Here is an 11791-nt window from a genome sequence, read left to right on the forward strand (position 1 = left end):
GCTACCCTCCCCGCCCCAGCCTGATCGCAGGTTCTGAGTTCAGGATGGAAAACGAGACCTGACGATCGACAGGGCATGGGCCAGAACAGCCCCGGCATCCATGTCATCGGTTTCAATCAGGACGGCATCATCGGCCTGACGAAGCGGGGAAACCGGACGCTCCGCATCCTTTTGGTCGCGTGCGCTGATCTCCGCCGTCAGGACAGAAAGCGCGTTTTCGTCACTGGCCCCTGTCCCATGAAGCTGCTGGTAGCGACGCAGGGCACGGACCCCGGCGCTGGCAGTGACAAAAAACTTGAGATCGGCGTCGGGAAAAACCACCGTACCAATATCGCGCCCGTCAATCACGGCACCGCTTGTTGTCGCAAACTCGCGCTGGCGTCGGAGAAGAGCCGAACGCACAGGGGGCTGTGTGGCTACTGAACTGGCGCCGCGATCAATTTCCGGCACACGCAGATCACCGCGAAGCAGATCCTCGGGCTGAAGCGCCTGCGCCGTCTGCTCGCCGCTATCGGCAGCCGGATCGAGGCCCTTGAGGATCATCTGACGGGCAACGGCGCGGTAAAGCAGCCCCGTATCCAGATGAGGCAGCCCCAGCGCCGCAGCAAGCGATTTGGCCAACGTCCCCTTACCCGCCGCGGCCGGGCCATCAACAGCAATGATAAGGCGCATCAGAGCGCAGCCCCGAGAGCCGTCATGAGTGACACGAAGCCAGGGAAACTCGTATTGATGAAGCCCGTGTCATCCACCATCACGGGCCTCTCCGCAGCCAGGCCGAACACGATGGCACTCATGGCCAGGCGATGATCCATGCGTGTCTCCACCAGACCGCCACCAAGCCCTTCGGCGCCGCCGCGTCCCTCGATGATCATGTCATCACCCTCAACACGGACAGTCGCGCCGTTGGCCTTGAGCAGTGCCACCGTGGCAGAAAGGCGGTCGCTCTCCTTCACGCGCAGTTCCTCCAGCCCACGCAGACGCGATGTGCCAGACGCAAACGCACAGGCAACAGCCAGTACAGGATATTCATCAATCATGGACGGGGCACGATTGGCCGGCACATCTACGCCACGCAGGGCAGTGGCGCGGACCACGAGGTCACCGACAGGCTCGCCACCCTCAATGCGCTCATTCTCGATTTCGAGTGACGCACCCATTTCGCGCAACGTGATGAACAGCCCTGTGCGGAGCGGATTCAGCCCGATCCCGGGCAGCCTGACTTCCGAACCCGGCACGAGGCAGGCTGCCACGATGGGGAAGGCCGCCGATGACGGATCGGCCGGCACGACAACATCGCGGGCAGCAAGACGTACAGGTCCCTGGAGACTGATGATACGACCACCTGTGGGCGTCAGCCCCACCTCTACTTCAACGCCGAAATGGCGCAGCATGTTCTCGGTGTGATCGCGCGTCGCCACGGGCTCTTCCACCTTCGTCCTGCCCTTCGCATTGAGCCCGGCAAGCAGAATGGCTGACTTCACCTGTGCCGAAGCGACCGGCAGGCAATAGGCGATGGGTGCGGCCTCACCCGTGCCAATGATGGCCATCGGGAGCTTCTCGCCATGCCTGGTGGCAAAACAGGCCCCGTTGGCCGAGAGCGGCTGCGTGACACGACGCATCGGGCGACTGCGCAAACTGGCATCGCCTGTCATGAAGCTGGTAATGGCGTGGCTGGACAGGATACCTGACAAGAGGCGGGCCGCCGTGCCGGAATTGCCCATATTCAGAACGTCGCCCGGCTCGTTCAGTACACCAACGCCCTTGCCCTCGATGACCCAGCGATCCGTCTCACGGGTGATCGTCGCACCAAGGGCGCGCATGGCATCGGCTGTGCGCAGCACATCCTCCCCTTCCAGCAGGCCGGTCACAACAGTGCGCCCGCTGGCAAGAGAGGCCAGCATCAGGGCGCGATGACTGATCGACTTGTCGCCAGGCACACGAATCGAACCCCGCAGCGGGCCGGGGTTGCGCGCTACGGAAAGAGGAATGACGGGGGCGGAGGGATGATGTTCCATGATAGCGTTCATTCCGATGCAAGCCCCTTCCTGTCAATCGCCGAGAGCGGATTTCGGACGGGTTTTGATATCTAAATTCCCGCTGCCATTTGACATTGCGGGCACAAGCTGGCATGGCCCCGTGCTTCGCGGCACAAGCCGTTTCCCTTTTCAACCGGTTCAGGATCGACAGGTAGTCATCATGGCAAAACCAGAACTCGGTCTGAAGCGCGTCTGCGTCTCCTGCGGCACACGTTTCTACGACCTGAATCGCGCTCCCGCGATTTGCCCGAAATGCGGCGCAGAACAGCCCAGCGATCTGCCCCTGCCCAAACGCGGTGGCGACATCCCCGCGGATCAGACCAAGAATGACCCCAAGAGCGATGAGGATGACATTGATGTCGATCTCGACGCCGACGAGGATGGCGACGACGATGTGATGGAAGACACATCCGACCTCGATGATGATGATGATGATCTCGGCTCCGAGATCGAGGTCACCACCGACAACGACGACAACGAAAATTGATCTCCCTGGGAAAAGCCGGTCTAACCGGCTTTTTTCTTTTGTGCATGGCTCCTTCCTTCTCTCATGCCGAGACGGCCGATCAACTGGGCCGCGCCCTTCAGGCTGAGTCTAGCGCGACAAAAGTGCTGCAAGCCTATTGCGCGCATCTGGCGCCTGGCATGGCCATCACGGCCATTCCGCTGCCCACAGGTAATCTGCCGCCACCCGCGCCCTTCAGAAGCCATTTTTCGCTGGGTACGCACGAACATATCCGGCTGCGCCATGTCAGCCTGCGTTGCGGAACCCATGTGCTTTCTGATGCCTGGAACTGGTATGTGCCTGAGCGCCTTGAACCCGCCATGAACACGCTGCTTGACACCACCACCCTGCCTTTTGGCCATGTGGTGGCCGCGTTGCGTTTTCACCGGGTGGCGCTGGAAAGCGAGCGCGACGACCTTCCGTCGGATGTCCTGCTGCGCAACACCGCCATGCTCACGCGCGGGACTGACGGTCTGCCCTTCTCTCTGGTGGTCGAAAATTACCTCGCCTCCGGGTTTGCAGGGCTCACGTCAGCATCGCATCAACCCCAGCCCTGATGGAGGCCCGGTAACAGGGCTCAGTCATCGGGGCCTGGGTACTGCCCTCCGTCAGGAGAGACCGCGCAGCCTGCGCCATTCCGCAACCAGGGCGCACCATTTCTCCCGCGTTTCGGAATCGATACGATCATCCTCCCGCATGATGGTCGCGCTCTGCTCTACATAGTCGATCGATTGCTCCGCAAAGCGTCGTTCGATCTCCTCGCGGGCTTCAGTCACACCGGGCAAACGGGAAAGACGACGCATACCGCGACGGATGTCCTCGGCAAGAGGCAAGGCGGGCTTCGGACCACCGGCCTCGAAACGCGTGGTAAAAAGGTTGAACACACCTGGGTTGTTATAGCGAAAATGCTTGGTCCTGAGCACGCCATTACCGTCATTTTCACCACGGGCGAATTTCCACACATATTCCTCCAGCGAGCGAACATGATAATGGCAGATCATCGCATTGACCGTGGGGCGGGCAGTGAAATTGATATCATGCTCCCGCAGATCGCCTCCGCGATGACATTCGCCATCGATCGTGAGAAACGGGATGATGCTCCTGTCCATCGCGTCGGGATGATGAGCTGAGGACCCGTAGAAATGGCTGGTGCGAAACACAGTCTTGATAAGCGGGTGACGCTCGGTCTCGACGAAACGCTCAGATGACAGACCGGGCGCCCAGGTCAGATGACCATTGGAGTTGAATACCCGCCAGGAAATGGCAACAGCCTCTGCCCCCTCATGCTCGCGCGCTTCCAGCAGGGGAAGAAGGCTGTAATCGACATGCGCTCCCGGCAGCACCATCTCATCAAGATCGACTACCAAACACCAGCGATAATCCAGTAATTCGGGCACGATGGTCAGAGCATGATAATAAGCCTTGTCCTGCATGTTGATGCGCGCAGGAGACGCCCCGGTATTGTCGATCCAGACGATCTCGCCCGCCTCTGCCAATCGCCGTAGCATCGCGTCCGAGCCATCAGTCAGATCATTCGTGTAAATGAAGAACTGCTCGACGCCGATGCGACGATGATGGGCGATCCATTCCAGGAGATAAAGCCCCTCGTCGCGCGCGGTCGCCAGGATCGCCAGCTTGTGCTGCGGAAGGACCGCACGACGCGCTGCGCCCAGCAAACGGGCACCCAGATGATAGGCACTTCCCGGCCCGCGCTGATCATGAAGACCCAGAAAATCATAGCGTGCATCTGCGCTGAGACAGGCCCTTATTCTTCCGTTTTTCCATTCGTGCAGATCCTGCAGGGCGCTGGTCATCCAGGAGCCTCCCGGCAAGGCAGAAAGCAGGCGCAGAACATCGCGCGTTGCGGGATCGATCGCGCGTGCCAGATCAGTCACAAACAACGCCACGAAGGCCGACAGGACATCCGGCCTCAGGATTGTCAGCAGAACATCGAGAAGCGCAGGCAGAAAAGGTACCGGAGCGGAAAGCAGCGCATGCAAAACAGCGACCGCATCATGCCGGGCATGCAGCATGATGCCGAACTGCTCGGCAAAATCGCCCAGCAGCACAGATATGGGTGTCCTGACCGTCTCGAATTCAAAAAGCTCCCAATCCGATATTGCAGGGCGGTTGGTGAAGACGACCCCCGTATTGATCTCGGCCGTGAGAAACGTTGATTTGCCGAAGGGCTTGAGCGCATGTCGCCCTGCCTGCATGTCAATGACCGAAAGCGCCATGAAGCCGGGGCACCACGGGCTCTTTTCTCCCTCCGGGAACGCCTCGGGCCAACCGCCATCACTGACAACCAGCAGCGCAAATTCCGGCATGAAGGACCAGGTAAGAAGGAGGGTTTCCGCCCTCACAGCAGAGGCGTGCGCATGCGACAGGCCATGATCCGCAAGATCGAGACCAATGTAGGTATCATGATGGGTTCTGACCCTGGATACCTTGAAACCGAAGCGCTCTCCATCAGCCATGCGGCAGGTCAAGGATGTCATGGGGAGATATTCGCCTCTTTTATGCAAATGCTAGGAACGCCATTGTAAATGTTGGCCACCGTCAAGCGCAATCATCTGACCTGTCACTGAAGACATTCGCAATAAAGCTATCGCGGCCGTGACAATTTCCTGCGGCTCGGCGCCAATACCGAGAGGCGTATTCTGACACATCCTGTCGAAATGATCCTGTGACTGCCCGGCTGCTGGAAGCACCGGCCCCGGCCCGATGGCATTGACCCGTATGCGTGGCGCCAGAGCAAGCGCCATGGTCTGGGTGAGGGTCCAGAGCCCTGCCTTGGAGAGGGTGTAGCTGATGAAATGTGGCGTCAGGTTCCAGACACGCTGATCCAGCAGGTTGAGCACCATCCCCTGCGCCGTCTCAGGCAACAGACGCGCAAATTCCTGCATCAGCACGAAGGGCGCGCGCAGATTGGTTTCCATATGCCGGTCCCACGAACTGCGCGTGACATCGGGCCACTCGTCCCGCTCGAAAGCTGAGGCGTTATTAATGAGCACGCCCAAGGGGCCCAGCGCCTTCGTGGCATCGCCGATCAGCTGGGCCGTCTGCGCCTCATCCGTGAGATCGGCCTCCAGAACACACCCTGTCACGTCGAGCGTGGCCAGCAGGGCTCGCGCCTCATCCGCATGAGAGCGGCAGTGGATGGCAACCGAGAATCCTTCCATCGCCAGCGCCTCGACCAGCGCCCGACCAATGCGCCTCACGCCGCCTGTGATCAGTGCCGCCCGGGGCATACCCGAGGGGAAAGATATCGCAGAGGTCGTTTTCATTGCGCAGGACGCCTGGCGGAGAGTGCCGCAGCCAGCGTGCCGTCATCAAGCACATCGAGCGCGCCACCGATCGGTACGCCATGACCGACGCGCGTAACGGTCACGTCGAAGGCGGCGAGCTTCTCCTGCAGCCAGTGTGCCGTGCTCGCCCCTTCGACCGTAGCCCCCAGCGCAAGGATAACCTCACGCACCTGCCCCGATTCCACCCGCGCCAGCAGCGATGCCGTATTGAGATCCTCAGGTCCGATGCCGGACAATGCCGAGAGCACGCCGCCAAGCACCTGATAGGTCCCGGGATGCAGTCGTGAGCGTTCAAGCGCCCAGAGATCGCCTACCGTCTCGACCACGCAGATCAGGCCCTTGTCCCGCGCCGGATCGGCACAGATGCTGCAGGGATCGCTGCTGTCGAGCGTGCCGCAGATGGAACAGCTGCGCACGGAATGGGCTGCGGCTTCCATGGCCTGTGCCAGAGGCAGTAGCCTCGTTTGCGGGGAACGCAGGAGCACGAGGGCGGCTCTGCGCGCCGATCGCGGCCCCAGTCCGGGCAGACGGGATAGAAGCTGGATCAGCCTCTCGACATCGCCACCACCCATCATGGCTGTGCGCTCCTGCTTGGTCCAACCGGTATGACGGTTTCAGGCCTTCGGGGGTTCAGAAAGGAAACTTCATGCCAGCCGGCAGATCGATCCCGCCAGTGACCTTGCGCATTTCCTCGGCATTGGCTGCCTCGACCTTGCTGCGGGCATCGGCAAAGGCCGCGATGATCAGATCCTGAAGCATCTCGACTTCATTCGGGTCAGCCAGCTTCGGATCAATACGCAGGCCACGCATGTCACCCTTGCCGCTAAGGGTTACACTGACGAGCCCGGCGCCCGAGGAGCCCTCGACCGTGAGCGCATTGAGCGTGTTCTGCACCTCTTCCATGCGCGATTGCATCTGTGAGGCCTGCTTCATCAGTCCTGCGAGATTTTTCATGATGTCTTGTCCTTGAGGTCAGAAGGAAGAGCTGCCACCGAAATCGTGCCAGTCATCGTCATCCATCAGATCGGCATCGAGGGGCGCAAAGTCCAGATCGGGCACGGCAGGTTCTGCCGTCCAGCTTTCCGGCTCTTCAAGCTCTTCAGGGGGAAGCCCGTATTCGTCGAGCGAGAGATCCTTCGGCTCGCCAACACGGGCATCGGGAAACACGTCGAGTATGGCACGCAGCAGCGGGTGCGCATGCAGTTCCTCGCGGCGCAGGGCTACAATCTCTGCACCCTGCTCATCCAGTGTCGGCTCGCCTTCTTCATCCGAGGCCTCGACATGCCACTGCCCCGGATAGGCTTTCTCAAGCAGGGCCTGCAGACGGGTTTCAATACGCGGCGGCGTTCCACGGGCCATGCGTATGGCCACACGTGGCGGCTCGAAGCGCACAAGATGAGCCGAATGGCGCAGCATACCATGCAACATGGCTTCGGACTGGCGTGCGACAAAAGCGACCATCTCACGCCATGAACGCAGGGGCGGCAGGAGAGCGTCTGCCTCCTCGCCCTGCGGCGCTGGCTGTACCGGGGTCAGAACGGGCGCAGGGACAGCCTCGGCATTGGAGACAGGGTCGTAGGCCACACCCCCATTCGCAACCAGACGCAGGGCCGCCCTGGGGCGGTCATCACCACCCTGACTGCCCGGAATCCCCTGCGGGCTGCTCGCCTGTGCGGAAACCGATCCGGTGCCATGACTGGTCATACTTCCCGAGGGACCTGCCAGACTCTCCCTGTCCATATCACCGGCGGGGCGGTCCTCGGATTGCATCTGCATGACCATGCGTGCCACGCGATCCGGCGTTGGCAGGGTGCTGGCATAGCACAGACGTATGAGCACCATCTCCGCCGCAGCGCGTCGATCAGGGGCCTGCTCGACTTCCTGAATACCCTTGAGCAGGATCTGCCAGGCACGACCGAGTTCGGCATTGGGCAGGCGATCGGCCAGAGAGGCCCCGCGATCACGCTCGGCCTCCGGCAATTCGCGGCTGTGACGCAGCGAAGGGATGGCCTTGAGACGCGAGATTACGTGAATCAGATCGAGCAGATCGGCGAGGAGGATGCCGAGATCGGCCCCCTGCGCATAGGCCTGACCACTCATGGCAAGCGCCTCTTCGGCCTTGCCCTGCATCAGGATCTCGAACAGGTCGAACACGAGCTGACGATCGGCCAGCCCCAGCATGGCGCTGACCATGGGGGCCTCAATGCGCTCGGCCCCCTCGCCCTCACCTTGTGCAATCGCCTGATCGAGCAGAGACAGCCCGTCACGCACAGAGCCATCGGCAGCGCGCGCGATCAGAGCGAGCGCCTCTTCCGAGAACGCGACCGACTCCTTTTCCGCAATACCCGCGAAATGCTGCATGAGCATCTCCTGCGGCACGCGGCGCAGATCGAATCGCTGGCAGCGTGAGAGCACTGTCACTGGCACCTTGCGCAGTTCGGTCGTCGCAAAGATGAAGGTCACCTGCTCAGGTGGTTCCTCGAGGGTTTTAAGCAACGCGTTGAAGGCGTTGCGTGAGAGCATATGGACCTCATCGATGATGAAGACCTTCATGCGCCCCTGCATCGGGCGGAAACGTGTCGCCTCGATGATCTCGCGTATATCGTCCACGCCCGTCCGTGATGCGGCGTCCATCTCGAGCACATCGGGATGACGATCGGCGAGAATGGCCGTGCAATTGGCGCAGACACCGCAAGGATCAGCGGTCGGGCCGCCCTGCCCATCGACACCAATGCAGTTGAGCGCACGGGCGATGATACGCGCCGTTGTGGTCTTGCCCACGCCGCGCACGCCGGTGAGCATGAAGGCATGCGCAACGCGGCCCAGCTGGAAGGCACGGCGCAGGATACGCACCGTCGCATCCTGCCCGATCAGGTCATCGAAATGCTGGGGGCGATATTTGCGGGCGAGAACACGATAGGGTCCGCTGCGCTCGTTTTTATCCCGCGCGGGTGCCACGGACGCTGCTGATGCAGGCGCAGCCGCCTCAACGGGAGTTTCCTGCGGCGCATCGAAAAACCCGCCAGCCTCAACCGGGGGCAGCGGGATATCGTCATCATGGGAGGGGGTGTCTGAAGGCGTCATGACTCGCGCGACGAGACCGGCTGCTTCAGAGGGTGGGAGGCCGAACACATGACCCGAACAAAACTCACTGCGGCTGCTTCCTTCCGGACCTGACCGGGTTCGCAAGCCGTCCGTCCAAGGCCGACCTCCCGGTGAAGGGTTAACACCATTCTGCCTCTCATGCGCAAGAGGCAGGATCAGGTTTTTTTACAATCCGCTTGCGCCGCCGCCTTCATGGCGTCGGTCCCAGCCCCCATAAAGCTTGCCGCTTGCAGGTGCCGCAACCGATGGACGCCCGAACAGAATTCCCTCGGCCACGCCCCAGGGGCGATGCGGCGAGAGCGCGTATCCCTCGATCTGAAGCTGCTGCATCACATCGGGGCTGAGTGCCCGCGGTTCCAGTTCGATCGCCGAGGGCTTCCACTGTTCATGAATACGCGGCAGATCCACGGCCTGCTGAATGTCCAGCCCACCATCGATCACCCCAAGCACGACAGACAGGATGATGGTAGGAATGCGCGAACCGCCGGGGCTGCCGATCACCATGAAAGGCTTGCCCTCATGCGTAATAATCGTGGGGGCCATGGATGACAGAGGGGTCTTGCCCGGTGCGATGGCATTGGCCTCGGACCCGACAATGCCAAACATGTTGGCACTGCCCGGCTTGGCGGCAAAATCATCCATCTCATCATTGAGGAAAAAGCCGGTATTCCCACCGATAACACCCGCGCCGAACCAGCCATTGAGCGTGTAGGTGGCAGAAATGGCGAAGCCTGAGCGGTCAGCTACAGAGAACTGCGTTGTCTCATGCTTTTCGTGATCTTCGGCAGGCTGGGCCTGCATGACACCCGGCAGGGCGGCGCCCGCGACCAGCGCATCGGAATTCAGGGCGTGATCGAGCGGAATACCCTGACGGATGGCGGCCGCATAGGCCGGGTCGATCAGATGGACAACGGGGTTCTTCACGAAGTCCGGATCGCCCAGATCGCGGCGGTCGGAATAGGCATGGCGCATGGCCTCTACCTGACGCTGAACGCCAGCCACCGTGCGCAGGCCAAGCTGCTTCATGTCATAGCCAGACAGAATGTCGAGCATTTCGCACAGGGCCACGCCACCACCGCTCGGCGGCGGGGCTGTATCGATATCATAGCCACGATAGCTGCAATGGATCGGTTCCAGCTCGCGCGTGTGATAGGCTGCGAAATCGGCGAGGCTCAGAATCCCGCCATTCTGCTTGCTGGCAGCTACGACGCGCTGGGCAATATCGCCCCTGTAGAACACATCCGGCCCCTGGCTCGCAATGCTGCGCAACGTGCGGGCAAGCTCTGTCTGCACCAGACGATCGCCCGGCTGGAGCGGTGTACCGTCGGGACGAAGAAAGATCTTTGATGCATGCGGGTCTTTCTGGAAGGCCGCGGTGCTGGTGTGCAGAAGATCGGCATCGCCCTGCCCGATCACAAAGCCCTTCTCCGCCAGCTCGATGGCCGGCGCCATGACCTGAGCACGGCTGAGCTTGCCCCAGCGACGCTGGATCTCGTCCAGTCCGGCAACTGTGCCCGGCACGCCGATTGCCCGCCATCCTTCGATGGAGGCCTTGGGGTCCACCTTGCCCTGTGCATCCTGATACATCGTGGCCGTGGCAGCGAGCGGCGCGTGCTCACGGAAGTCGATGAAGGTCGTCTTGCCGTCTGGCAGGCGCAGGGTCATGAAGCCACCGCCGCCGATATTGCCGGCGGCCGGATAGACAACCGCAAGCGCATACCCCACCGCAACGGCAGCGTCAGCCGCATTGCCACCCGAGGCCAGAATACGACGCCCGGCCTCCGACGCCAGATGCTGGGCCGATACGACCATGCCGCGCGTTCCGACAACCGGCTTTGCGGGCTTGAGCGCCGGGTTGACCGTGCCAAAGGCCAGCGGGTCATAGGGCATGGTCGCGGGCGCAGCCTGGGCGAGACTCGAGACAGAAATGCTGGCGAGGAGGAGCGGCAGGGCCGCAACCCGGGTGCTGACACGCTTCACGTAAATCGTTCCTTGCAGATCAGACAGAAGCCTTTGGCTTCAGACGTAAGGCGGCTTGGTAAAGCCGGCAGGCGAGAGCGTGAAAATCTCGCATCCCTCACTCGTTACGGCAAGCATATGTTCGAACTGTGCGGAAAGGGAGCGATCACGCGTCACAGCTGTCCAGCCGTCTTCAAGCGTCTTGGTGCCTTCCTTGCCCAGATTGAGCATGGGTTCGATCGTGAACACCATGCCTTCTCTCAGCTTCAGCCCCTTGCCCGGCTTGCCGTAATGCACGACCTGCGGCTCGGCATGGAATTCACGCCCGATGCCATGGCCGCAGAAATCGCGCACGACCGAGAGTCGCTGCCCCTCGGCAAAGCTCTGGATGGCGTGCCCGATATCACCCAGCGTCTTGCCCGGCGCAACTTCCGCAATGCCCAGCATCAGCGCCTTATAGGTTGCATCAACCAGATTGGCGGCCTTACGGGGCACGTTTCCCACCAGATACATGCGCGATGTATCGCCATACCAGCCATCGATAATCGAGGTGACGTCGATATTGACGATATCGCCATCCTTCAGGCAGCGCTCGCCGGGGATGCCATGACAGACGACATGGTTGATCGAGATGCAGCAGGATTTTGGGAAGCCGCGATAATTCAGCGGTGCAGGAACCGCACCATGATCGAGCGTGTATTCGTGGATCAGACGGTTGAGATCATCGGTCTTGGCGCCGGGCACGACATAGGGTGTGATCATGTCGAGTGTGGCGGCAGCGAGTTGACCCGCTTTTCTCAGGCCAACAAAATCGTCCTCAGTATAAATCGTGATCCCGTGGTCGTGCGCCATACTGTCCATACCCTGCTGTTGCTCCC

At 61.3% G+C, this 11791-nt stretch carries 11 protein-coding genes and 1 other RNA gene; 2 read left to right on the top strand and 10 right to left on the bottom strand.

The window, feature by feature from the left end:
- Positions 1-39: 39 nt before the first annotated feature.
- Together cmk and aroA are read right to left on the bottom strand one after the other, a co-directional pair.
- The gene (gene cmk, locus ACWNRM_RS01775; protein ID WP_485169213.1) at positions 40-672 is read right to left on the bottom strand and encodes a (d)CMP kinase; all 633 of its coding nucleotides are present in this window, start codon (positions 670-672) and stop codon (positions 40-42) included.
- The gene (gene aroA / locus ACWNRM_RS01780) at positions 672-2015 is read right to left on the bottom strand and encodes a 3-phosphoshikimate 1-carboxyvinyltransferase (RefSeq protein WP_485169214.1); all 1344 of its coding nucleotides are present in this window, start codon (positions 2013-2015) and stop codon (positions 672-674) included. The genes cmk and aroA overlap by 1 nt, the downstream gene beginning before the upstream one ends.
- Before the next feature lie 181 nt (positions 2016-2196).
- On the opposite strand from aroA, the gene ACWNRM_RS01785 reads away from it, so the two are divergent.
- Both ACWNRM_RS01785 and ACWNRM_RS01790 read left to right on the top strand, forming a co-directional pair.
- Positions 2197-2523: an FYDLN acid domain-containing protein gene (locus tag ACWNRM_RS01785; RefSeq protein WP_485169215.1), complete on the top strand. Its 327-nt coding sequence runs from the start codon at positions 2197-2199 to the stop codon at positions 2521-2523.
- 44 nt (positions 2524-2567) lie between these two features.
- Positions 2568-3098: a hypothetical protein gene (locus ACWNRM_RS01790; protein ID WP_485169216.1), complete on the top strand. Its 531-nt coding sequence runs from the start codon at positions 2568-2570 to the stop codon at positions 3096-3098.
- A gap of 51 nt (positions 3099-3149) precedes the next feature.
- On the opposite strand, the gene ACWNRM_RS01795 is transcribed toward ACWNRM_RS01790, so the two are convergent.
- The 8 genes from ACWNRM_RS01795 to map form a co-directional block, all read right to left on the bottom strand.
- Positions 3150-5039, bottom strand: a complete 1890-nt coding sequence (locus ACWNRM_RS01795) for a glycosyltransferase family 2 protein (protein ID WP_485169217.1) — start codon at positions 5037-5039, stop codon at positions 3150-3152.
- 30 nt (positions 5040-5069) lie between these two features.
- Complete coding sequence (locus ACWNRM_RS01800) at positions 5070-5828, bottom strand: SDR family oxidoreductase (protein ID WP_485169218.1); 759 nt, start codon at positions 5826-5828, stop codon at positions 5070-5072.
- Positions 5825-6421, bottom strand: a complete 597-nt coding sequence (recR, locus tag ACWNRM_RS01805; protein ID WP_485169313.1) for a recombination mediator RecR — start codon at positions 6419-6421, stop codon at positions 5825-5827. The genes ACWNRM_RS01800 and recR overlap by 4 nt, the downstream gene beginning before the upstream one ends.
- 58 nt (positions 6422-6479) lie before the next feature.
- A complete protein-coding gene (locus ACWNRM_RS01810; protein WP_023977620.1) occupies positions 6480-6803 on the bottom strand; it encodes a YbaB/EbfC family nucleoid-associated protein in 324 nt (107 codons plus the stop codon).
- A gap of 18 nt (positions 6804-6821) precedes the next feature.
- Positions 6822-8933, bottom strand: a complete 2112-nt coding sequence (locus ACWNRM_RS01815; protein WP_485169219.1) for a DNA polymerase III subunit gamma/tau — start codon at positions 8931-8933, stop codon at positions 6822-6824.
- 32 nt (positions 8934-8965) lie between these two features.
- Positions 8966-9062, bottom strand: an RNA gene (gene ffs / locus ACWNRM_RS01820) — signal recognition particle sRNA small type.
- A gap of 57 nt (positions 9063-9119) precedes the next feature.
- Positions 9120-10844, bottom strand: coding sequence for a gamma-glutamyltransferase (ggt, locus tag ACWNRM_RS01825; RefSeq protein ID WP_485169314.1), 1725 nt, complete (start codon positions 10842-10844; stop codon positions 9120-9122).
- A 129-nt stretch (positions 10845-10973) separates the two neighbouring features.
- The gene (gene map / locus ACWNRM_RS01830; protein ID WP_485169315.1) at positions 10974-11765 is read right to left on the bottom strand and encodes a type I methionyl aminopeptidase; all 792 of its coding nucleotides are present in this window, start codon (positions 11763-11765) and stop codon (positions 10974-10976) included.
- Between the last annotated feature and the right edge of the window lie 26 nt (positions 11766-11791).

The organism is Asaia sp. A2 (assembly GCF_057319415.1).

Excerpts from the sequence above, each read along its gene's own strand:
- ACWNRM_RS01795 (WP_485169217.1), bottom strand. The coding sequence starts at position 5,039 with ATGACATCCTTGACCTGCCGCATGGCTGATGGAGAGCGCTTCGGTTTC.
- ggt (WP_485169314.1), bottom strand. The coding sequence starts at position 10,844 with ATGCCCTATGACCCGCTGGCCTTTGGCACGGTCAACCCGGCGCTCAAG.
- ACWNRM_RS01800 (WP_485169218.1), bottom strand. The coding sequence starts at position 5,828 with ATGAAAACGACCTCTGCGATATCTTTCCCCTCGGGTATGCCCCGGGCG.
- recR (WP_485169313.1), bottom strand. The coding sequence starts at position 6,421 with ATGGGTGGTGGCGATGTCGAGAGGCTGATCCAGCTTCTATCCCGTCTG.
- ACWNRM_RS01810 (WP_023977620.1), bottom strand. The coding sequence starts at position 6,803 with ATGAAAAATCTCGCAGGACTGATGAAGCAGGCCTCACAGATGCAATCG.
- map (WP_485169315.1), bottom strand. The coding sequence starts at position 11,765 with ATGGCGCACGACCACGGGATCACGATTTATACTGAGGACGATTTTGTT.
- ACWNRM_RS01790 (WP_485169216.1), top strand. The coding sequence starts at position 2,568 with ATGGCTCCTTCCTTCTCTCATGCCGAGACGGCCGATCAACTGGGCCGC.
- aroA (WP_485169214.1), bottom strand. The coding sequence starts at position 2,015 with ATGGAACATCATCCCTCCGCCCCCGTCATTCCTCTTTCCGTAGCGCGC.
- ACWNRM_RS01815 (WP_485169219.1), bottom strand. The coding sequence starts at position 8,933 with ATGACGCCTTCAGACACCCCCTCCCATGATGACGATATCCCGCTGCCC.
- ACWNRM_RS01785 (WP_485169215.1), top strand. The coding sequence starts at position 2,197 with ATGGCAAAACCAGAACTCGGTCTGAAGCGCGTCTGCGTCTCCTGCGGC.
- cmk (WP_485169213.1), bottom strand. The coding sequence starts at position 672 with ATGCGCCTTATCATTGCTGTTGATGGCCCGGCCGCGGCGGGTAAGGGG.